The 21,238-nt window shown below is 65.4% G+C and carries 14 protein-coding genes and 1 pseudogene; 10 read left to right on the top strand and 5 right to left on the bottom strand.

What is annotated here, in order from left to right; translation table 11 throughout:
• Nucleotides 1-1,788: 1,788 nt before the first annotated feature.
• The 5 genes from trxA to AC4EEO_RS19105 all read right to left on the bottom strand — a co-directional run bounded on the left by trxA (nt 1,789) and on the right by AC4EEO_RS19105 (nt 7,785).
• Complete coding sequence (gene trxA, locus AC4EEO_RS19085) at nt 1,789-2,115, bottom strand: thioredoxin (protein WP_018762822.1); 327 nt, start codon at nt 2,113-2,115, stop codon at nt 1,789-1,791.
• A 36-nt stretch (nt 2,116-2,151) separates the two neighbouring features.
• Nucleotides 2,152-3,108 carry a thioredoxin-disulfide reductase gene (gene trxB / locus AC4EEO_RS19090; protein WP_491328964.1) on the bottom strand — a complete coding sequence of 319 codons (957 nt, stop codon included), beginning with the start codon at nt 3,106-3,108 and terminating at the stop codon, nt 2,152-2,154.
• A gap of 208 nt (nt 3,109-3,316) precedes the next feature.
• The gene (locus AC4EEO_RS19095; protein ID WP_491328963.1) at nt 3,317-4,927 is read right to left on the bottom strand and encodes a discoidin domain-containing protein; all 1,611 of its coding nucleotides are present in this window, start codon (nt 4,925-4,927) and stop codon (nt 3,317-3,319) included.
• Nucleotides 4,928-5,091: 164 nt separating this feature from the next.
• Nucleotides 5,092-7,224: a murein biosynthesis integral membrane protein MurJ gene (murJ, locus tag AC4EEO_RS19100; protein ID WP_133832418.1), complete on the bottom strand. Its 2,133-nt coding sequence runs from the start codon at nt 7,222-7,224 to the stop codon at nt 5,092-5,094.
• Nucleotides 7,225-7,284: 60 nt separating this feature from the next.
• A complete protein-coding gene (locus tag AC4EEO_RS19105; protein WP_018762826.1) occupies nt 7,285-7,785 on the bottom strand; it encodes an NUDIX hydrolase in 501 nt (166 codons plus the stop codon).
• Nucleotides 7,786-7,993: 208 nt separating this feature from the next.
• Between AC4EEO_RS19105 and AC4EEO_RS19110 the strand changes: the two are divergent.
• The 10 genes and pseudogenes from AC4EEO_RS19110 to AC4EEO_RS19155 all read left to right on the top strand — a co-directional run bounded on the left by AC4EEO_RS19110 (nt 7,994) and on the right by AC4EEO_RS19155 (nt 21,184).
• Nucleotides 7,994-9,503 (top strand): annotated as a pseudogene (locus AC4EEO_RS19110) (CCA tRNA nucleotidyltransferase).
• The gene (locus tag AC4EEO_RS19115) at nt 9,500-10,084 is read left to right on the top strand and encodes a histidine phosphatase family protein (RefSeq protein ID WP_133832416.1); all 585 of its coding nucleotides are present in this window, start codon (nt 9,500-9,502) and stop codon (nt 10,082-10,084) included. The pseudogene AC4EEO_RS19110 and the gene AC4EEO_RS19115 overlap by 4 nt, the downstream one beginning before the upstream one ends.
• A gap of 635 nt (nt 10,085-10,719) precedes the next feature.
• On the top strand, nt 10,720-10,851 hold the full coding sequence (locus tag AC4EEO_RS19120) for a hypothetical protein (RefSeq protein ID WP_255414772.1): 132 nt from the start codon (nt 10,720-10,722) through the stop codon (nt 10,849-10,851).
• A 48-nt stretch (nt 10,852-10,899) separates the two neighbouring features.
• Nucleotides 10,900-12,363, top strand: a complete 1,464-nt coding sequence (locus AC4EEO_RS19125) for a glycosyltransferase family 87 protein (RefSeq protein ID WP_491328962.1) — start codon at nt 10,900-10,902, stop codon at nt 12,361-12,363.
• Complete coding sequence (locus tag AC4EEO_RS19130; RefSeq protein WP_491328961.1) at nt 12,356-13,798, top strand: phytoene desaturase family protein; 1,443 nt, start codon at nt 12,356-12,358, stop codon at nt 13,796-13,798. The genes AC4EEO_RS19125 and AC4EEO_RS19130 overlap by 8 nt, the downstream gene beginning before the upstream one ends.
• 87 nt (nt 13,799-13,885) lie before the next feature.
• Nucleotides 13,886-15,874: a penicillin-binding transpeptidase domain-containing protein gene (locus AC4EEO_RS19135; protein ID WP_018762832.1), complete on the top strand. Its 1,989-nt coding sequence runs from the start codon at nt 13,886-13,888 to the stop codon at nt 15,872-15,874.
• Between the two features lie 25 nt (nt 15,875-15,899).
• Nucleotides 15,900-17,582: an ATP-binding cassette domain-containing protein gene (locus tag AC4EEO_RS19140; protein ID WP_491339502.1), complete on the top strand. Its 1,683-nt coding sequence runs from the start codon at nt 15,900-15,902 to the stop codon at nt 17,580-17,582.
• A 54-nt stretch (nt 17,583-17,636) separates the two neighbouring features.
• On the top strand, nt 17,637-18,410 hold the full coding sequence (locus AC4EEO_RS19145) for a DeoR/GlpR family DNA-binding transcription regulator (protein ID WP_133832412.1): 774 nt from the start codon (nt 17,637-17,639) through the stop codon (nt 18,408-18,410).
• A complete protein-coding gene (locus AC4EEO_RS19150) occupies nt 18,407-19,615 on the top strand; it encodes an MFS transporter (RefSeq protein WP_018762835.1) in 1,209 nt (402 codons plus the stop codon). The genes AC4EEO_RS19145 and AC4EEO_RS19150 overlap by 4 nt, the downstream gene beginning before the upstream one ends.
• 72 nt (nt 19,616-19,687) lie before the next feature.
• On the top strand, nt 19,688-21,184 hold the full coding sequence (locus AC4EEO_RS19155; RefSeq protein WP_133832411.1) for a bifunctional phosphatase PAP2/diacylglycerol kinase family protein: 1,497 nt from the start codon (nt 19,688-19,690) through the stop codon (nt 21,182-21,184).
• Nucleotides 21,185-21,238: the final 54 nt, after the last annotated feature.

Here is a 21,238-nt window from a genome sequence, read left to right on the forward strand (position 1 = left end):
GCCGTTGAGGATCTGAGAAACCCTCGAATGGACGATCAGGCTGCCTGTGGATATCGCTGTGAATAACTTGATAGAGGCCCTGTGGATAACGTGTGCGTAACTCAAAGCGGGATTGCCAACGAGCGGCTCGATTGCCAGATCAAAATCCTCGATGGTGTCACTCCCATATAACCAAGAGGGAAACTTGTATCCAAGGTGGATTCGAGATCCTAGTTGTCTTCGAAGTTGAACTGCCCCAGCCGGAGCCCATGGGGCGAACACTGTTCCGCTTGAGGAGCCCCAGGGATGCCGCCCGTGTAAGAGGCGGAGTCTTCATGTCGCACCGCTCACGGCCAATCCAGCGGTGCACCGCAGGTAGATCTTGGACGTGCCAACTCCCAATACCAGTCGGATGCAGGCAGCGGCATGCCCCCACTCCTCCCATAAGATCAAAAGGGATATCGGAACGCGTCTTCGTTTCACGTGAAACATCGAGCCTCTCCGAGTCCAGGTCGACATCAGCGGCCGTACACGGGCAATCTGAAGACACCAATGAATAGCCGCGATGGGATGAATTGCCGTGTAAGGGCGTGTGCGCTGAACTGAGCGCCAACGACGACGAACCATAGAGCTCTTAGGCTCGGCATCGATCCGATGCGTTGGAGGGCCGTTCGATCATTGACGCGGTGTACCGGTGACAGCGCTGCACGCCCCCTGGGCGAGCTCACGACCCGACGAGGATCTGGCTCATGCGTCCGTGTCACCGGGTGGGGCCCGCTGGTCCGGGTCAGGAAAGCGTAAAGAGGGGGCGCGGCTCCGCCTGGTCTCCCCCCAAGCGCTAGGCAAGCGACCTTGAAGGTCCGAGGGCGGTCTGTCTGAGAACCCCGTCCCCGCATGGACCGCATTCTTGCCGGCTGAAGCGTGTATGCCTGGGTCCGGAGCAGGATTCGAAGCGTCAAGTTGTGAAGGAGCTAGGCAGGAAAGCAATCTCCCCGGGCCATGGATGGAGGCGCTGTACATTTGTGCTTTTCGTCTGGGCCTAAGGAATTGTCACCTCACCGGTTCGCGCGGTCGCCGATGCCAGTTGCGATTTCAGCTTGATCTTGGACTTCGTAGGACGATGGGAATGAGACCAGAAGTATCAATCGTCCGTTCTCGATGTGTGCACTTGATGATTGGCTTCTCACAGGAAGCACAAGCAATCTCCAGCTTTGCGCAGAAATATATGCCAAATGACTCGATTCGCACTATCCAAGCCGAGACTCCCCTCCGCTGTGTCCCGTAGACGGCACGCGATCCTATGACCGCATCGGCGCTTGCCATTGGGGTGACAGCGTCTACGATGTTTCACGTGAAACCGCAGGCGCCTCACACACCTCCGGCTCACATATTGCGCACCCTCGTACGCTACCGTGCCAGTGTCCCGCGATGTAGAGATGGCGGCCTCCGACAGCTTGAGGTGAGACGCGATGCCTATTCGGCACCGCACAGGCGTGGCGTAGCAGGCAGCCAGAGACTCCCCTTGGGAGGTAAAGTTCCCCCGCATCTATGCCCCACGTCTTACATAGGTCAGAACCATCGACAAGGGGCCACGTCCAATGGGGTCAGTTAGACGGGACCGGGCGCGAAGGTGTTTCACGTGAAACGAACCTGTCAAGAACGATCTACGGTCACCCAAGCAGTGCCGAATTCAGGGTTGGATAGAAGTAGGCGCTCAAGCACGGCAGGCACTGGACAAAAAAGTGGCCCCCGCCAGGCGACGGGAGCCACTCTTTGACCTACTTCAGGTCAAGCCATATAGGCTGCAGTTCAGGAGAGGACGTCAGAGAATTCCTTCTCAAAGAACTGCTTCGGCTTTGCGCCGATAACAGTGCTCTTCACTTCGCCGCCCTGGAACAGGTAGACGGCCGGGATCGAGGTGATGCCGTATTCGGCAGCGATTGCCGGGTTGTCATCCACGTTGACTTTGACGACGTCGACTTTCTCGCTGTACTCGACCGAGATCTCGTCAAGGATCGGGCCAAGCTTACGGCAGGGGCCGCACCACTCAGCCCAGAAGTCGACGATGACAGGCTTTTCGGAGGACAGGACGTCAGTGCCGAAACTTGCGTCAGTTACATCTTTTGCGTTGCTCATAACCTTGTCTTTCTCTTCGGATAACAGTGTCGCGGATTATGCGGGCAGATCGGCCAGGTAGTGCTCGACGTCAATAGCCGCAACACATCCTGAACCGGAAGCGGTGATTGCCTGGCGGTACGTCGGGTCAACAACGTCGCCGGCAGCGAACACACCCGGGAGGCTTGTCCGGGAACTCCGGCCCTCCACGGCGATGGTGCCCTCGGGTGTCAATGCCAGGACGTCCTTGACCAAATCGGTCCGGGGATCGTTGCCGATGGCGACAAAGACACCCGTAACGGCAAGCTCAGACACTGACCCGTCCACCAGGTTCTTCAACCGCAGTCCGGTGACTTTGTCCTCGCCGAGAACGTCCTCTACCGTGCTGTTCCACGCAAAAGTGATCTTCTCGTGTGCGAGTGCACGGTCCGCCATGATTTTGGAAGCCTTGAGCGAATCACGGCGGTGTACAACCGTTACGGATTTCGCAAACTTTGTGAGGAAGAGGGCCTCCTCCATTGCTGAGTCGCCGCCGCCAATGACGGCAATGTCCTGGTCCTTGAAAAAGAAACCATCGCAGGTTGCGCACCAGCTGACACCATGTCCGGACAGGCGCTTTTCGTTGGGAAGCCCCAGTTCCCTGTAGGCCGACCCGGTGGAAAGGATGACGGCCTTTGCGCTGAAGGTCTCCCCCGTGCCGATGGTGACTTTCTTCACCGGTCCTTGGAGGTCGAGCCCGGTGACATCCTCAAACTGGATTTCAGTTCCAAACCTGGCGGCCTGCTTCTCAAAGTTCTCCATCAGGTCCGGCCCCATGATTCCTTCAGGGAAACCGGGGTAGTTTTCCACGTCCGTGGTGTTCATCAGCTCGCCGCCTGCAGTCACTGAACCTGCGAGCAACAGAGGCTTGAGGTTTGCCCGTGCGGTGTACACGGCCGCCGTGTACCCTGCCGGTCCCGAGCCTACGATGATGACATCACGTACGTCGGACGCCGTGTTTTCTGCGATGGTCACTGGAACGTGAACCTCTTCCTTGTTCGACTCGCCTCCCTTTGGAGGCCGGCCACATGGCACAACCGTGCCCGCGTGCTGAATATTCCAGCGCCCGGACAAGGTGAACCACCGCAAAAGGTACAGGACTATCCTTCGCAGGGCGCTCTTTCCAGATTACATTCCCCGCGCGCGGCGCCTGTCGCGGCTGTAACAACCGCGGCGTCGGGGCTTACTGGACCTTGATTTCTGCCAGGCGGAGACCGTAACCGTAACGGGTCTTTGGAGCCGCCAGCTTGGGAAGCGAATTGATGGAAACAATCACGTACTGCGCCTGGACCGGCTCGGGAAGGGGCATGTTCAGGTCCGTGGAGGTGAAACTGCTGGTGCCAATGGACTTGGCTCCATCCAGGGATGGCTGGTCGTTGGTGTACACGGTGATGTTGCCGCCGGATCCCCCGAGCTGGGAGAGCGTAATGGAAGAAACCGTGGCCTTGCTCTTCAGCTTCACCACCAGCGGAACTCCCTGCGGGGCCAGGCCACCCCAGTTCTCCGTGGCGAACTCCATGTCGGACCAGTAGCTGGCGTTGTTGCCGTCGTAAGCCTTGACCAGGTCGCCATCGAATGTGGCAGCAAAGTCGAAGTTCCCCTGCCGGGTCACACTTTCAATAGCGGGCGGTACCGCCGGCGGAGCTGACGGGGCCGCCTGGGTGGCCGACGCAGACGCCTGCGGTGCGCTGGTGCTGGCGGGCGGAGTGGACTTGGCTTGGGGCTGCCCTGGGGTGAAGAGGCTGCCAAGGTTGGTGACGGCGAAGATCAGGCCTGCAATCAGCACAACGGCCAGGAGGCCGCCAACCAGCCAGCGCATGGAACGGGGCTGGTCGTCGGACTCATCATGGTCGTCGTCGCGATCGGCAAATGCGGTGCCGGCAGCGGCCGGGGCCGCCGCACGGGCAAACAGGGCTGACCTGCCGTTGCCGCTGCGGGGCTCTTGCGGGGCGTCGCCGTCCTGGTGATCGTCGTCGTCGCCCGATTGGGCGTAGTCGTCGTCAGACCACAAGGAAACCTTCGGCTTGCCGTCCGAAACGGACTGCTGTGGATGTGCCTGGGTGGTGTCGGTTGGACCGGTGTCCGTATCCGCAGTGTTTGCCGGCTCGAAGCCGGCGCGCTCGGCTGCAGGCTGTACGGGCTGGGCGGCAGTGGCATCGGGATCCACGTCGGCCGGTCGTCGTCCCGCCGAGGCTGCCGCGGCTGCTGCTGCACCTGCACCTGCACCTGCGGCGCCAGCGGCACCGGTGCGGCCTGAACCCGGGGGAACAGCGGGAGCCTGGCTTGCGGGCCGGACTGTGGGCCTTGGCGGCGCGGCCGGCGCCGAAGGATAAGGATCAACCTGGCTCGGGTGCGAGTCGGCGTAGTTGATGTACCCGGCGTCGACGTTGTCTTCCTCGTCGTAGGGCTCGGGTTCGTGGGAGCGGGCCTGGCCGAAGATCTCACTGCCCAGCGTGTCCGTGAAGAACGGTTCGACGTAGGGCGGGTTGGATGCCACCACAAGATCCAGTAGGTCTGCGGCGGAGGTGTGGTTGGTGATGAGGTAGGTGGTGTCTTCGGTGACGCCGAGGTCCAATACCTGTACCGTGCCGGGGCGTTCGCCGGTGGCCACTTCGCGGGCGCTCTGGGCAACCTGCTCGGTGTTTTCCGGGCCCGCCACCAGGATGCTGACCGGCCGGTTAAGGACCTGGTCCACGCCGTCCAGCACCAGATCGTGGTCGTGGGAGGCCAATACCGTGGCTGTGACCTTGTAACGGCCACCCAGTACTGATCCGACATCGATCGGGTTGGACACGTGTTCCTCCTAGACTGTCCGGGATTGCCGGCCTCAATGACGCAACCGCCGATCAGGAGCCGCGCACGGCCGAACCCTGACTGCAACTACCCCTGTACCTGTTCGATCCTAGCCGATCAGCCCCGGACGGCCGTGGAGAAGACCGGTGCCAGAGCGCCACGGCATCACTTTTTCCGTGGGCGGCGTTTCTTGAAGTACGGGTTCTCGCCGGCCTTGCCCTGGTACGTCCGGCGGCCCGGAAGGGGAATCTGTTCGCTGAGCAGGCCCCCACGCGCCGTGGCGGGCTGCTCCTCACCAGGCAGGTACTCGGCCACCGGCACCTGCTGGCGGCCGTCGTCGTGCAGGTCCTGGCGGCGCACGCCGCGCTCCGGATCCGGACCCGCACGGAACGAGACGGCATCGAACTCGCCGGAAATCCGTGGAATGAGGCCGGTGTCCACGGAGGTGGTGGCCCGTTCAGGACGGTGCCCGGAGGAACCTGGGGCAGGAGCGGACGACGGCGCGTCCCCGGCTTCAGCAGCGGGGGCTTGGCCCCCGCGGCCCAGCCGGCCCAGCAGCGGCCGGAGCATGTCGCCCAGTTCGGTGACCCGGAACAGCCGAAGGAGCACGAAGTAGACGCCGAGCATGACAGGCCCTGCCACCGCGACCGTAAGCAGGGCCTGGAGGCGGCCGCTCCAAGCGAAACCATCAGGGTTGTAGCTGCCCAGCAGCCAGAGGGCGGCCGAACCGGCGACGGCGGAGCCAAGGGCCGCATAGCCCATGCGGATGTACGAATTGGCGATCCGCGGACCGTCCAGGCTGCCCAGCATGCGCCGCAGGAAGACCGCGCTGATGACCACCGAGAGGATGTTGCCCACCATATACAAAACGGCGATGGCGTAGATGATCTGGCCCACCGGCAGGAATTGGATGGCGAACGCACCGGCTACATAGACCACAGCCAGCAGCAGCTGCACGTAGAACGGCGTGCGGGCGTCCTCGTTGGCATAGAACACCCGGGACATCATGAAGTTGGCACTCATGAAGGGGGTGCTGAGGGCAAGGATGGTGAGCGTCTGGGCCAGCATGACGCCGTCCTGGCGCGAGCCGCCGGAGAAGAACATGCCCAGTGGACCCGCCAGCGCAAACAGCGCCAAGGCGCCGAACACCGTGGCGACGGCCATGGTGCGCAGCCCGTGCGAGAGTGCGTCACGAAGCTCCGCCCGGTTGCCGTCCTGCGAAGCCCGGGTCATCCGGTTGAACAGGACGGTGGCCAGGGACAGGGCAATAATCGAGTGCGGCAGCAGGTACAGCTGGCTGGCCACCTCCAGGACCGCGTTGCCGGGGAGGGTGGAGGCGGACGGGTCCCCCGCCTCCTGCAAGCGGATGCGTTCAGCGCCGGGAATGGTGGCGATGCGCATGACATAAAGGAAGGCCAGCTGCCCGACGGCGGCCGTCAGGAGGGTCCATACGCTCAGCCGCGCAGCGTGCCCCAGCCCCACGCCCCGCCAGCCGAACCGGGGCCGGAGCCCGAGCTTCAGACGGAAGACCGGCACCAGCAGGATGGCGGTTTGGGACAGTACGCCGATGGTGGAGAACCCGGCCACCAGGAGAGTCTGCGCAGAGCCCCAGTTATCGATGGTGTGGGCACTGAACTCGTTGGTCCCGAAGATCCAGATGAACATGCCCAGGCCGGCGATGGCCACCAGGTTGTTCAGGATGGGTGCCCACATAGCCGGACCAAACGCGCCGTTGGCGTTCAGGACCTGGGTAAGCAGGGCGTAAAGGCCGTAGAAGAAGATCTGCGGCAGGCACCAGAACGCGAACGTTACCGCGAGGGCCTTCTGCTGCGGCGAATATCCCTGGGTGGTCAGCTCGATGACCCCCGGCGCGGCCAGCGTCACCAGCGCCGTCAGTCCGAACAGGAGCAGGACAGCGAGCGTCAGCAGCCGGCTGATGTAGTCCGCTCCCCTGTCCGGGGCCTTGCTTGCCTTGATGATCTGCGGGACCAGCACGGCATTGAAGACACCGCCGGCAACCAAAAGGAAGATCAGGTTGGGCAGGTTGTTGGCGTTGATGAACGTGTCGTTGACCGTCGAGCCCAGGCCCAGCGCGGTGCCCAGCATCCAGGTCTTACCGAAGCCCAGGAAACGCGAAACGAGCGTCCCTGCGGCCATGATGGCGCTGGAACGGGACTCGCTGGGACCCGCGGCCGCGGGCTGCGCGGTCTCCGGTGCGGCCGCCCCGGCGGTGGCGTCGCCGGGTGCGGCATCATCGGGCCGGCCGGACCGGTCGGAAGGAAAGTTGGTAGCTGACATCGAGTTCATCGTCTCACCCACCGGCCCGTAACACCGCAATGACGACGGCGGCGTCCGGGCTTAGAGGTGTCCGGGCAGGACCTCGCGGGCAAGGTCCGCGATGCGGCGTTCGTTGGGGAAGGACAGCTTCCGGGCCAGTTCCTGGATGGGCACCCAGGCCACATCCACGGCTTCCTGGTCGGGATCGTTCTCGATGGTGAGCTCGCCTCCCGTGGCGCGCAGGAGGTAGTGGTGCACGGTCTTGTGGACCCGGTGGCCGCTGACCGTGAACCAGTAGTCGATGCTGCCCAAGGGCGCCAGGATGTCTCCCTCGATGCCGGTTTCTTCGGCAATTTCGCGGACGGCAGCCTGCTCGTTGTTTTCCTTGCCCTCCGGATGCCCCTTGGGGAGGCACCATTCCAACCGTCCGCCGCGATTAAGGCGGGCGATGATCGCAACCCTCAATTCGGCGTCGGACGTGTCCACCACAACGCCGCCGGCCGAGACTTCCTCAACCGTTGGCAGCGAGGCCGGTGCCGATTGCTGGGCAGGGGCAACGTGCGCCCCGATTGCCGATGGCAATGGTGCGTTCGTCCTCCTGCCGGGAGCGCTCGGTACTGGATGGGCCATGGAGTCCACTCTAACGACTGTTGCCCGTTCGTGATGACCGGAACATGACACCAACATGGACGGGATGTGACGCATTTTGGGGCCGGGAACGTCAATCAGCGCTGATCTTGACGCTTTTTTGGACTGCTGCGCCGCTGGTTTCTGCCAAGCTTAAGGAACTATGTCGCACGCACATCACAAGATTGATTCCCACACCGTTGACTTCAAGGTGGACCCGGTGGTCCTGGAGCTCGGTCAGCGGTTCGTGGATGCCGGCCACGAGCTGTCCCTCGTGGGCGGGCCGGTGCGCGACCTTTTCCTTGGCCGGGTTTCCCCCGACCTCGACTTCACCACGGATGCCACGCCGGACCAGACGGTGGCACTGATCAAGAAGTGGGCGGATAACTTCTGGGAGATCGGGCGCGCGTTTGGCACGATCGGCATGCGCAAGGGCGGCTTCCAGATCGAGATCACCACCTACCGGGCGGAGGCCTACGATCCCGACTCCCGCAAGCCCGTGGTGGCGTTCGGTTCCTCCCTCACCGACGATCTGCTGCGGCGCGACTTCACGATCAACGCCATGGCACTGAAACTGCCTTCCCTGGAACTGGTGGATCCGTTCGGCGGGGTGCGGGACCTGCATGCTTCCCTGCTGGCCACTCCCGGGGCGCCGGAAGGCCTCCTTCTCAGATGACCCCTTGCGGATGATGCGGGCGGCCCGCTTCGCCGCGCAATTGGGCGTCTCGGTCCGCGACGACGTCCGCGAAGCCATGACCCACATGGCTGACCGGATCAAGATCATTTCCGCGGAGCGGGTGCGGGATGAACTGGTCAAACTGATCTGCGGTGCCCGGCCTCGCGTGGGCGTGGACCTCCTGGTGGACACGGGGCTGGCCGAGTATGTGCTGCCCGAGGTCTCCGCCCTCCGGCTCGAAGCCGATGAGCACCACCGGCACAAGGATGTCTACCAGCACTCCCTCCAGGTGTTGGAGCAGGCAGCGGAGCTTGAAACGGACGCCGAAGGCCCTGTGCCGGGCCCGGACTTCGTGCTGCGCTTCGCGGCGTTGATGCACGACGTCGGCAAGCCGGCGACGCGCCGGTTCGAACCGGGCGGGGCGGTGAGCTTCCGCCACCACGACATGGTGGGTGCCAAGCTCACCTCCAAACGGATGAAGGCGCTGCGCTTCGACAATGACACCACCAAGGCCGTTGCACGGCTGGTGGAACTCCACATGCGCTTCTATGGCTACGGCGATGCCGGCTGGAGCGACTCGGCTGTCCGGCGGTACGTCACCGACGCAGGCCCGCTGCTGGAACGGCTGCACCGGCTTACCCGGTCCGACGTCACCACCAGAAACCAGCGCAAGGCCGACCGGCTGTCCTTCGCTTACGACGACCTTGAGTCCCGCATTGCGGCGCTCCGGGAACAGGAATCCCTGGACGCAGTACGCCCGGACCTGGACGGAGCCCGGATCATGGAGCTGCTGGGCCTCAAACCGGGCCCCGTGGTGGGCCGCGCCTACAAGTTCCTCCTTAATGAGCGGATGGAACACGGACCGTTGCCCGCGGACGAGGCCGAGGCGCGCCTGCTCCGCTGGTGGGCCGAACAGCCTGAATCAGCACCTGCCGGGACCGAGCCCGGAACCCCTCCCGCCGACGTCGAACCTTCACCCGCTGAGGAGTCCAAATGACCAATCCCGCCTTCGCTCCGCGCCCCCAGCTGTGGATCCTCCGCCATGGTGAAACCGAATGGTCCAAGAGCGGGCAGTACACGGGCCTCACAGACCTCCCCCTGACAGTGGAAGGCGAACAGCAGGCCGTGGAGGCACGCAAGGTCCTGGACGGCGTCGACTTCGACCTGGTGCTCACCTCGCCGCTGCGGCGTGCACGGCGCACTGCCGAGCTCGCCGGTTTCCCGGATGCCCGGCACGAACCGCTCGCGGTGGAGTGGAACTACGGGGACTACGAAGGCATCAGCTCGGACCTGATCCGCAAGGACAATCCCGACTACCTGATCTGGACCCACGGCGTTCCCAACGGTGAAAGCCTTGATGAGGTGGCCGCGAGGGCGGACAAGATCATCGGCCGGATCCTGGAATCCGGGATGGACAATGTGCTGATCGTGGCGCACGGTCATTTCTCCCGGATCCTTACCGCGCGCTGGCTGGAATTGCCGCCCACGGAAGGCCGCCACTTTATCCTCGGTACCGCCAAAGTATGCACCCTGGGCTGGGATAAGAAGACGCCCGCTATTGTGCGCTGGGGTCTCTGAATCGCCTTTAGTAAAAAACTTTTCCGCATTTCCCGGGAATTGCTGGCCTTTCGCGGATTCCTGGGGTACCTTTATTCCTGACCCCGCGGCAATCTGCCCGGGTCCAAGACCGCATTGCACACCACGCAGCGGACAGCAGAAAAGGAGGTTGGGAAAATGATGACTTTGACTGGCGAATGGAACACCCCCATCAATGCATTCCCGGCCTTTGCTGGTGCTGCGCGCGTTGCTCCGGTCGGCACCGGGTGGCGGTCCGCCGCCTTCCCCGGTTCTCCACGGCGCCGCTAACCGGAACCACGTTCCCCGGGACTTCGCCCTGCCTGGGCCAGTCCCCGGGATAACGGCCGGTACGCCGCCGCACCTCCTGCGCTGACTCCCCGGAACAGCACCTGCCTGAGCCCACGCTTCGCTGACGCCTGAAACCGCGTCCGCGCACTTGAGCGTTCCTGCTCTGCGCCAGGTGCTTGCTTTCCGGCTTTGCCGGCGTCCCCCGGAATTTGTGTTCTTTCCTGCAATTTCCGCCTATTCCCGCAATGGAATTCACGCGCCTTCTTTTCGGGCTTTTTCGCGCCGAAAAGTAGCGCTAATTCGCCATGCACTTTTGTGCCCCATTAAAACGAAAGGAGGTGCCTTCCTTGATGCGAAAGATCCTGGGATTCCTGTCCCGCCCCCTGCAGCGACGCAGTTCGTTCAACAGTGACCTGTTGGAGCAGCATCGAAACGAAGTCTTCGTGCTCATGCACCAGCAGCTCGGCGGCTTGCGCTGACTGCCGGCCCCCGCGCTTTGCGCAGGGGCCGGCTGTAAGCTCGACTCCATGCACGAGACCCAGCCGCCGGAGGGTGGACGACGGCCCCGTATCGTGGTGCCGAGCCGCAGCGATGCGCTGCTCCGTAATTTCACGGAGGTGATCGGCGGGCCACTCGGGGCCAAGGCGGATCCCGGCGTTGCCTCCCCCGGGATCTTCACCGTGGAACGTGTGCTGGTGGTCCTGGCAGCACTGGCCGCCTTGGTGGGCATCCTGCTTAAGGGCTACTGCCGGGTCAACGGCTGGGAGACCCCAACCCAGTTCTACGCCACGTGCTACTCGGACTTCCCGGAGCTGTTCCGGAACCGCGGCCTGGCACAAGGGGTCTTCCCCATCCTCGGCGGCGGCAGCCAGTTTGAATACCCGGTGCTCATCGGGTTGATTGCGGGGCTGACGGCATGGCTGGTTCCCGGAGGAGACGCCAACGCCAGGGCTGTGGCCTACTTCGACATCAATGCCGTGCTGCTGGCGGCCGTGGCCATGGTCACTGTCCTGGCAGTTGCCCGCATGCCCGGCCGCCGTCCCTGGGATGCCGCCATGGTGGCGGTCGCCCCGGGGATTATCCTCGCCGGAACCATCAACTGGGATCTCTGGGCAGCCTGCCTGCTGGCTGTGGGCATGTACTTTTTCGCCAAGAACCGCCCGGTGCCGGCCGGCATCCTGATCGGGCTGGCCACGGCAACCAAGCTCTACCCGCTGCTGGTCCTCGGGGCCATCCTGCTGCTTGCCGCGCGGACCGGCCGGTGGCGGCCGCTGCTGGTGACCGCCGGCAGCGCCGCCGCCACCTGGCTGGTGGTCAACCTGCCGTTCGCGGCGGCCAACCCGTCCGGCTGGGCCTATTTTTTCCAGTACAGCGCGGAGCGGGGCGCCGGGTACAGTTCCCCGTGGTTCGCCTACAACCTGGTGGCCGGCAGGCTGGGCTGGTCCGGGCTGGCACCGGACGGAGTCAGCGCACTGTCAGCCGGACTGTTCGTCCTGTTGTGCGCCGCCATAGCAGCCGTTGCACTGACCGCTCCCCGCCGCCCCCGCCTGGCGCAGCTTGCTTTCCTGATCGTCGCGGCCTTCATCCTCACCAGCAAGGTCTACTCGCCCCAGTACGTCGTGTGGCTGATCCCGCTGCTAGCCCTCGCCAGGCCACGGTGGCGCGACTTCCTGGTCTGGCAGGGGATCGAAGCCCTGCACTGGGCCGCAATCTGGATGTACCTTGGACAGGTGACCAGCGCCGGTTCGTCCCAACACAACCTGGACATGCCGTACTACGTCCTCGCCGTCGCCGCTCACATGGCCGCCGTGGCGTACCTCATGGCGCGCATCGTGTGGGACATCTACGACCCCGCCTTTGACCCCATCCGCCGCCACCATGTTGATGATCCGCACGGCGGGCCGTTCGCGAACGCGCCCGACTGGTTCCGGCTGGATCCCGCCCGGCCCTCGGAATCGGTTACCCCCTGGAAAGCAGGGTCCCGTGCCTGATGTCGCGGTAGTAGGCTCCGGTCCCAACGGACTCTCTGCAGCGGCCGTCATGGCAAGGGCAGGGCTGTCGGTGGAAGTCTTCGAGGCAGCCCAGACCATCGGCGGTGGCACGCGCACCACCGAACTCATGCAGCCCGGACACTTCCACGACGTCTGCTCCGCGGTGCATCCCATGGCGCTGGCATCCCCGTTCTTCCGTGCCTTCGAACTGCCCCGGAGGGTGGACCTGATCACCCCTGAAGTGTCATTCGGGTCCCCGCTGGATGGCGGCCGGGCGGCTTTGGCGTATACCTCGCTGGAGCGGACTGCGACGGAGCTGGGCCGGGACGGCGCTGCCTACCGCAGGCTCATGGAACCGCTGGTCCGGCATATTGGCGACATCATGGATTTCACCCAAAACCAGCTGCTGCGGATCCCCCGCAACCCGGTGATGGCGGGCGTTTACGGATTGCGGACGCTGGAGCAGGGAACCGGATTATGGAACGCACGGTTCCGGGAGGATCTTGCACCCGCCCTCCTGAGCGGGGTTGCCGCCCACGCCATCTCGCATTTACCGTCCCTGGCGGCGTCCGGGGCCGGCCTCATGCTCGGTGCCCTGGGACATGCGGACGGATGGCCCATCCCCCGCGGCGGTTCCGCCTCCATCGCGGCAGCCCTCGCTGAAGACATCCGCGCCCACGGCGGCGTCATCCACACCGGCACCCCCATCGACCGGCTGGAACAACTGCCGGCCACCCGGGCCACCCTGCTGGATGTGGCGCCCCGCGGCCTGCTGGACATGGCAGGCGATGCGCTGCCTGGCCGCTATCGAAAAGCCCTCGAGGCGTTCCGGTACGGAAACGGCTCCTGCAAGGTGGACTTCATCCTGTCCGGTCCGGTGCCGTGGCAAGCCAGCGGGCTTGCCGACGCCGGCACGGTCCACGTGGGCGGGACCCGGACCGAACTGGCGGCTTCGGAGAACGAGGTCAGCGCCGGCCGGCATCCCGAGCGGCCGTATGTCCTGGTGGCCCAGCCCTCCCGGTTTGATCCGGGACGGGCCCCGGACGGGCGGCACACACTGTGGACGTATTGCCACGTCCCCGCAGGCTCCACGCGGGACATGACCGGCGAGGTGATGGCGCAGCTGGAACGGTTTGCCCCGGGATTCCGGGACCTCGTGGTGGAATCGCACGCCATTACGGCGGCGCAGCTGGCGCAGTACAACCGCAACTACGTTGGCGGCGACTTCAGCGCCGGAGTCATGGACGTGCGCGGCCTGGTCCAAAGGCCCGTGGCGTCTCCCGTCCCGTGGCGGACACCTCTGCTGGGCGTCTACCTCTGCTCATCCTCAACGCCACCGGGCCCGGGTGTCACGGGGATGCCCGGGATGCACGCGGCTACGTACGCCCTGAAGGACATTTTCCGGCTGCCTGTTCCGGACCTTTCCCTCGGCTAGGTCCTGCCGGCCGGCAGGACCCGCCACAACCTCCTGGCCCGCGACGGCACGGCACAGCACGGTGCCGGGGCGGGGGATAATGGCCGCATGGGGAAATCAACAAAACTTTCGCTTGCCGTAGCTGCGCTCGTCCTGGGTACCTCCCTGGTGGCCTGCGACGACGGTAAGAGCGGGGCCGAAGCCGCGGCCCAGCAGTTGGCCGGCGCGGTCTCATCGCTTGACGTTGGCTCGGTGGCCTTTGACGGCAAGGACGCCGCCGCGGCCAACGACCAGCTGCACCAGGTCTTCGCTGCCCTGGATCCGCAGAAGCCCGAGGTCCAGGCAGGCGGACTCACCCTCGACGGCGATAAAGCGTCCGCGCCGCTGAGCTATACCTGGAAGTTCGGCGACGCCGAATGGAAGTACACCAGCTCGGCGAACTTCAAGAAGTCAGGGGACAAGTGGCTGACGGTGTGGGACCCGGCCCTCCTGGCACCCGGCCTGACGGACAGTGAAATTGTCACCAAGGGCTCCCAGTCCCCCCAGCGTGCCGACATCCTTGGTGCCGGCGACGTACCCTTGGTCACCTACCGTCCCGTGGTGAATGTCGGTATCGACAAGCCGCAACTGGGCGCCGCAGACCCCTCCGATTCCGCCGGCAAGCTGGCCGCGCTGGTGGGAGTGGACCCGGCGGCGTATGCGCAACAGGTCAAGGCTGCCGGTGCACAGGCTTTTGTCCCTGCCATCACGCTGCGTGAAGAAGGCAGGACCATCTCGGATCAACAGATCCAGGCGATCCCCGGAGCGCGCGGCATCCCCGCGTCCATGCCGCTGGCTCCCAGCAGGACGTTTGCCCGCGCCGTGCTCGGTTCGGTCGGCGAAGCCACCGCGGAACAGATCGATGCATCCGAAGGCGCCCTGGACGCAGGGGATGTCACGGGCATCGGCGGGCTCCAGCAGCAGTACGACGCACAGCTCCGAGGATCAGATGCCGTGGTCATCCGGGCGCAGCGGGCCGACCTGACGCGCGAACAGATCCAGTCCGCCGGCACCGACCCCAGGCGCGTCCTTTTCGAGGTGGCACCCAAGCCCGGTACGCCGTTGAAGACCACCCTCGATCCGCGCCTCCAGACCCTGGCTGAGTCCACCCTGGAGGGTGTGGGCCCGGCGTCGGCCATCGTGGCGCTCCGGCCCTCCACCGGCGCCGTACTCGCCGCCGCCTCCGGCCCGGGCAGCAACGGCTACAACACGGCCATGCTGGGCCAGTACGCCCCGGGCTCGATCTTCAAGATGGTGGATTCCCTGGCCATGTTCCGCAACGGCATGAATCCCGATTCCACCGTCCAGTGCACCCCCACCCTCACAGTAGACGGGCGCACCTTCAAGAACTCCGAGGGCTACCCCGCGACCTCCCTTGGCGCGGTGACCCTCCGGGACGCCTTTGCGCACTCCTGCAATACCGCCTTCATTTCCCAGCGCGACTCGGTATCGCAGAGCCAGCTCGAAGCCGCGGCCACCTCCATGGGCGTCGCGGTGGAAGCGCCGAAACTCGGGGCGGAAGCGTTCTTGGGTTCCGTGCCGGGGCAGGCCCAGGGCACCGAACACGCGGCCTCCATGATTGGCCAGGGCAAGGTTTTGCTCTCCCCCCTGGCTGCTGCGATCATGGCCGGCTCTGTTGCCAAGGGCGCCCCCGTTTCGGCGCAGCTTGTCCTCAACCCCGATGCCGCTGCCCCCGCTGCGGGAACCACCGCGGGGTCCACTGCCCCGGCCGCCGCACCGACTGCCACGGCGACGGCCGAGGCGCCGTCCACGGCGTCGGACAAACCGATCACGGCAGCGGAGGCGGCATCGCTGGCTGACATGATGCGCGCCGTGGTTACTTCCGGGCATGCAGGCTTCCTGTCCAGCGTCCCCGGGGCACCGGTAGGGGCGAAGACCGGAACGGCCGAGTTCGGCACCGAGAACCCGCCCAAGACGCACGCGTGGATCGTGGCCGTCCACGGGGACCTGGCGGTGGCCGTCTTCGTGGAAGACGGCGGCCTGGGCGCCACCACCTCGGGTCCGCTGCTGAAGCAGTTCCTCACCGCCGCCGGCTAGGCTCCGCCGTGGGAGGATTGACGGCGTGGCCCATATTGACGTTTCCGGCATCGACTACTTCCTCTCCGACGGCACCCAGCTCCTGAACGGAGTCACCTTCAAGGTCCCGGACGGTACCAAGACCGCCTTGATCGGGCCCAACGGCACAGGAAAGACCACGCTTTTCCGGATCATCGCCGGAGACCTGGTCCCGGATGAGGGCGTCATCGGGCGGTCCGGGAACATGGGCATCATGCGCCAGTTCGTGGGGCAGGTCCGTGACGGTTCAACAGTCCGGGACCTCCTGGTGTCCGCTGCTCCCCCGGCTTTGGCGGCCGCTGCGCGCGAGGTGGATGATGCCGAGCTGGCCATGATGGAGCACGACGACGAGCCCACCCAGATGCGGTACGCACAGGCCATCGTGGACTGGGGGGACGCCGGAGGCTACGACGTCGAGACCGTCTGGGACGAGGTCTGCATGGCCGCCCTGGGACTGCCGTTTGACCGCGCACAGCACCGCCCGGCGTCGACCCTTTCCGGCGGCGAGCAAAAGCGCCTGGTGCTGGAAGCACTGTTCGCAGGCCCGGACGACCTCCTCCTCTTGGACGAGCCGGACAACTACCTTGACGTGCCGGGCAAACGCTGGCTCGAGGAGAAGCTGAACGAGTCAAGGAAGACCGTCTTCTTCATCAGCCACGACCGCGAGCTGCTGAACAACGCCGCCGGGCGCATTGTCACCCTGGAGCCGGGGATCAACGGAGCCGCCGCATGGATCCACGGCGGTGGATTCGAATCGTACGTGGAGGCCCGCGCGGACCGGAACGCCCGGTTCGAGGAATTGCGGAAGCGCTGGGACGAGGAGCACATCAAGCTCAAGGAACTCGTCAACATGTACAAGAACAAGGCCGCGTTCCGCTCTGACATGGCCAACCGCTACCACGCCGCCCAGACCCGGCTGGCAAAGTTCCTCGAAGTGGGTCCGCCGGAGGCACTGCCGATCGAGCAGAACGTCCAGATGCGGCTCAAAGGCGGACGAACCGCCAAGCGCGCCATCGTTGCCGAACGGCTGGAACTGACCGGCCTGATGAAGCCCTTCTCCACCGAGGTCTGGTTCGGCGACCGGGTCGGCGTGCTCGGCTCCAACGGCTCCGGCAAGAGCCACTTCCTGCGGCTGCTCGCCACCGGCGGCACCGACCCCGAGCGGGAACACCTGCCGGTCTCCGATGTGGAAATCGCCGAGGTCCCGCACGAAGGGACCGTCAAGCTCGGTGCGCGGATCCGGCCCGGGTTCTTTGCCCAAACCCATGTCCGGCCGGATCTCCTGGGCAAGACGCTCCTGGAAATCCTGCACCGCGGTGACGAACACCGTTCGGGGCTGGGGCGGGAGGCGGCCGCCGGCGCCCTGGACGGCTATGGCCTGGCGGGACAGTCCGAGCAAAAGTACGAGTCGCTGTCCGGCGGCCAGCAGGCGCGTTTCCAGATCCTGCTCCTGCAGCTGAGCGGAGCCACCCTGCTGCTGTTGGACGAGCCAACGGACAACCTGGACCTGCACTCCGCCGAGGCGCTGGAGCGCGCCATTGACCACTTTGAGGGCATGGTCCTTGCCGTCACCCATGACCGCTGGTTCGCTCGGACGTTCGACCGGTTCCTGGTGTTCGGATCGGACGGGAAGGTGTACGAATCAGCGGAACCGGTCTGGGACGAACAGCGGGTGGAACGCGCCCGCTGAGAATTCGGTGAGCAGTCTGATGAGCAAATGATCATCAATTGATAGCATTTGATCATGAAGACGGATGAGCGGCACAGGACTATTGCCGAAATCCTCCGGCGGCAGGCCGAGGTGAGCGTCGAAGAACTGATGCTGGCCTGCGATGCTTCCGGGGCCACGATCCGTCGCGACCTTGAAGCACTGGCAGGCAACGGCGTCCTCCGTCGGATCCACGGCGGAGCCAGGAGCCTGATCGGGCAAGGGCAGCACCCCGGCTACGGGCTCCGGGAGCTGGAGGACCGGGACGCCAAGAGGCGCATCGCCGCCGCCGTCGCCGGGCTGCTGCTGGAACGCGAACACGTGTGGCTGGACAGCGGGAGCACGGCAACCGAGGTGGCCCGTGCCGTGACCGGCCGGGAACTGACCTTGATGCCGATGTCCCTGCCCGGACTCAATGCGGCCGCCGGCGGGGACACTGCCGCAGGCTCCAGGCCTGCACTGTTGCTGCCAGGAGGGAGCCTGGTGCCCGGTGAGCTCTGTTTCCGCGGACCCCTGGCGGAGTCCAACATCAGGTCGTTGCGTTTTGATACCGCCGTGCTCACCCCCTGTGCCGTTGACTTTACTGACGGCCTCCTGGCCCACGACCTGGACGATGCCGCGGTCAAGAGGGCCGGCCTGGACGCGTCGGCGCGGGTGGTGGTTGCCGCATCGGCGGCTAAATGGCAGGCGCACGCGAGGGTCCTTATCGGCGGCCTGGACCGGGTTGACGTGATTGTCACCGACCGGAAATTCAGTGGCCGGGAACAAGCCCAACTCGACCAATACTCTGTGGAAGTAGTGAACGTATGAGCACCAACGCCGGCACCGAACAGCACGTTGGACTGAAAGCGGCGGCCGCGGCCACGTTCGTGGTCTTTGGCATTAATGGACTGGTGTTCGCCAGCTGGGCTGCACGGATCCCGGCCGTCACGCAGACGCTGCACATCACCTCCGGCCAGATGGGCACGCTGCTGCTCTGCACGGCCGTCGGGTCGCTTTTGGCGCTCCCCACAGCGGGCATGGTGGTAGGCCGGATCGGAACGGCGAACACGGTCCGCTTCGCCGGCCTGCTGGCGGCCGCCGCGGGCATCGGCATCGCCCTGGCGCTCTCGGCCACCTCCATACCCGGAACCGCGGTCTCGCTGTTCTTCTTCGGAATCGGCATCGGCCTGTGGGATGTTGCGCAAAACATCGAAGGCGCGGACGTAGAACACAAACTCCGCCGGACTGTCATGCCGCAATTCCACGCTGCCTTCAGCGGTGGTGCGTTCGTAGGCGCACTGGTTGGCGCCGGCCTGTCCAGCCTGGGCGTGGACCTTCCCCTGCACCTGATGGTCATTGCCGGTGTGGTGGTGCTGGTGGCCCTGACCGCGCCGCGCTTCTTCCTCCCCCACATTTCCACGGCAGCCACGCCCGGGGAGCCCGAACCTGCCAAGGGCCCCTCGGCATGGCGAGACAGCAGGACGTTGCTGATCGGCGTCGTGGTCCTGGGAGCCACCCTCACCGAGGGGGCCGGCAACGATTGGATCGCCAAAGCCTCCGTGGACGGCCTGGCCACCTCGGAGTCCACGGGCGCACTCATGTTTGCCCTCTTTGTCCTTGCCATGACAGCAATGCGCTTCCTCGGCGGCCGGGTGATCGACAAGTACGGCCGGGTGGCCGTGCTGCGGGCCAGCATGGCGGCCGCAGCAGCCGGGCTGGGCCTTTTCGTCCTGGCGCCGAACATCTGGCTGGCCGGTATCGGTGCGGCACTGTGGGGCGTCGGCGCAGCGCTGGCTTTCCCGATGGGGATGTCAGCAGCCTCCGACGACCCCAGGCATTCGGCAGCACGCGTATCCGTTGTATCCACTTTGGGTTATATATCGTTCCTGGCCGGCCCGCCGCTGCTCGGGTACCTCGGCGACCTCACCGGCATCCACACCGCGCTGCTGGCGATCATGGCACCGATCCTCGTGGCACTGCTGCTGGCCGGTGCCGCCAGGCCCCTGCGGCTGGAGGACACCAAGGAGCCCTGACAGGATCCGGGCCGCCGCGCAGGCAAGGGCGTGGAACCGAATGCTAAAGCGGCAGGGGTTTAGGGTGATCACATGCAAAGCACCAGGCACCGCCGGCGGAGTTGGCCCAGCCGCGTCGACAGATTCCTTCTCCAGCATGTTTCTAACCTTCCCGGCGGCAGCCACGACGTGTTCTTCCGACGGCTCTCGGCCTCAGCGAACCAGGGAAAGCTCTGGATCGGTATCGCAGCCGTCCTGGCGCTGTTCCCCGGCAAATCCCGGCGCGCTGCCGTCCACGGGCTGATCGCCCAGGGCGTCGCCTCGGCCGTTACGAACATGGTGTTCAAGACCCTGCTCCCCCGGACCCGGCCGAAGCCGGAAAATCTCCCGGTGTTCCGCTTCGTCCACCCCCAGCCCCAGAGTTCCTCCATGCCTTCGGGGCATTCAGCGTCCGCCGTCGCCTTCGCGGTGGGCGCCGGCCTGGTCCAGCCCGCCCTTGGCGCTGCTTTGGCGCCCGCGGCCCTTGGTGTGGCCTACTCGAGGGTCCACACCGGTGCGCACTGGCCTTCGGACGTCATCTTCGGTTCGGCCCTCGGTGCGGGCGCCGCCCTGGTGACCCGGCACTGGTGGCCGGTCCGGCCGCCCATTCCGCAGACGGCCCGGACGTGGACCGAGGCTCCAGGGCTGCCCGGTGGGGAAGGCCTCAGCATCGTGGTCAACACCCTGGGTGGATCCTTCAAGGTGGAAACGGCCGCCGCCCTCAAAGATGTATTCCCTAAGGCACATATAAACGTCGTGCAGCCGGACGATGACCTCGTGCAGCAGATCAACGCGACCGCGGACGTCCCCGGGACCCTTGCCCTGGGTGTGTGGGGCGGCGACGGAACCGTCGGCGCCGCGGCTGCTGCCGCCGTCGACCGTTCCCTGCCCCTGCTGGTTCTGCCCGGGGGAACCCTCAACCACTTTGCGCGGGACGCGGGGATCGGAAACCTCAAGGACGCCGTGAAAGCGGCGACCAAGGGTGAGGCCGCACTGGCGGACATCGGCCTGGTGACCGCGGAGCGTGGCCTCGCGGGCCATCCCGAAGTGTCCGAGCTGGTCATGCTCAACACGTCCAGTGTGGGCCTCTATCCCAATCTCGTACGTCGCCGGGAGCACCTGCAACCCGCGCTTGGAAAGCCGCTGGCCGGCGTCGTGGCCATGTTCCGCACGTTCGCCGCGGGAACCCCCATCACTCTTTCCGTCGACGGTGTCCGGCACAAGGTGTGGATCGCCTACCTTGGACGGGGCCGCTACTACCCCCGGGACCACGCGCCGCTCATCCGGCCCGTCATGGACGACGGCGTACTGGACGTCAGGCTGATCACCGCCGACGAGTCGTTCGCCCGCGTGCGGCTGCTCTGGGCCGTCCTGACCGGAACGGTGGCAAGTTCCAGGATCACGCACCTGCGCGAGGCCTCCACGGTCACCATTGATGCCGACGGCGCACCCATGGCCCTTGCCGTGGACGGTGAGGCACTGGCCGGAGTGCGCCGGGTCGCTTATTCAGTGCGGCGCAACGCGCTGACGTACTACTCCCCACGCCCCTGAACAGGGAAGGCTTTGGTCCGGAGCAACCCTGATTCTCCCCTGAATCATCCCTGA

This window comes from Pseudarthrobacter sp. MOO13, from assembly GCF_058267655.1.

Excerpts from the sequence above, each read along its gene's own strand:
- trxA (WP_018762822.1), bottom strand. The coding sequence starts at position 2,115 with ATGAGCAACGCAAAAGATGTAACTGACGCAAGTTTCGGCACTGACGTC.
- murJ (WP_133832418.1), bottom strand. The coding sequence starts at position 7,224 with ATGTCAGCTACCAACTTTCCTTCCGACCGGTCCGGCCGGCCCGATGAT.
- AC4EEO_RS19115 (WP_133832416.1), top strand. The coding sequence starts at position 9,500 with ATGACCAATCCCGCCTTCGCTCCGCGCCCCCAGCTGTGGATCCTCCGC.
- AC4EEO_RS19125 (WP_491328962.1), top strand. The coding sequence starts at position 10,900 with ATGCACGAGACCCAGCCGCCGGAGGGTGGACGACGGCCCCGTATCGTG.
- AC4EEO_RS19135 (WP_018762832.1), top strand. The coding sequence starts at position 13,886 with ATGGGGAAATCAACAAAACTTTCGCTTGCCGTAGCTGCGCTCGTCCTG.
- AC4EEO_RS19145 (WP_133832412.1), top strand. The coding sequence starts at position 17,637 with ATGAAGACGGATGAGCGGCACAGGACTATTGCCGAAATCCTCCGGCGG.
- AC4EEO_RS19150 (WP_018762835.1), top strand. The coding sequence starts at position 18,407 with ATGAGCACCAACGCCGGCACCGAACAGCACGTTGGACTGAAAGCGGCG.
- AC4EEO_RS19155 (WP_133832411.1), top strand. The coding sequence starts at position 19,688 with ATGCAAAGCACCAGGCACCGCCGGCGGAGTTGGCCCAGCCGCGTCGAC.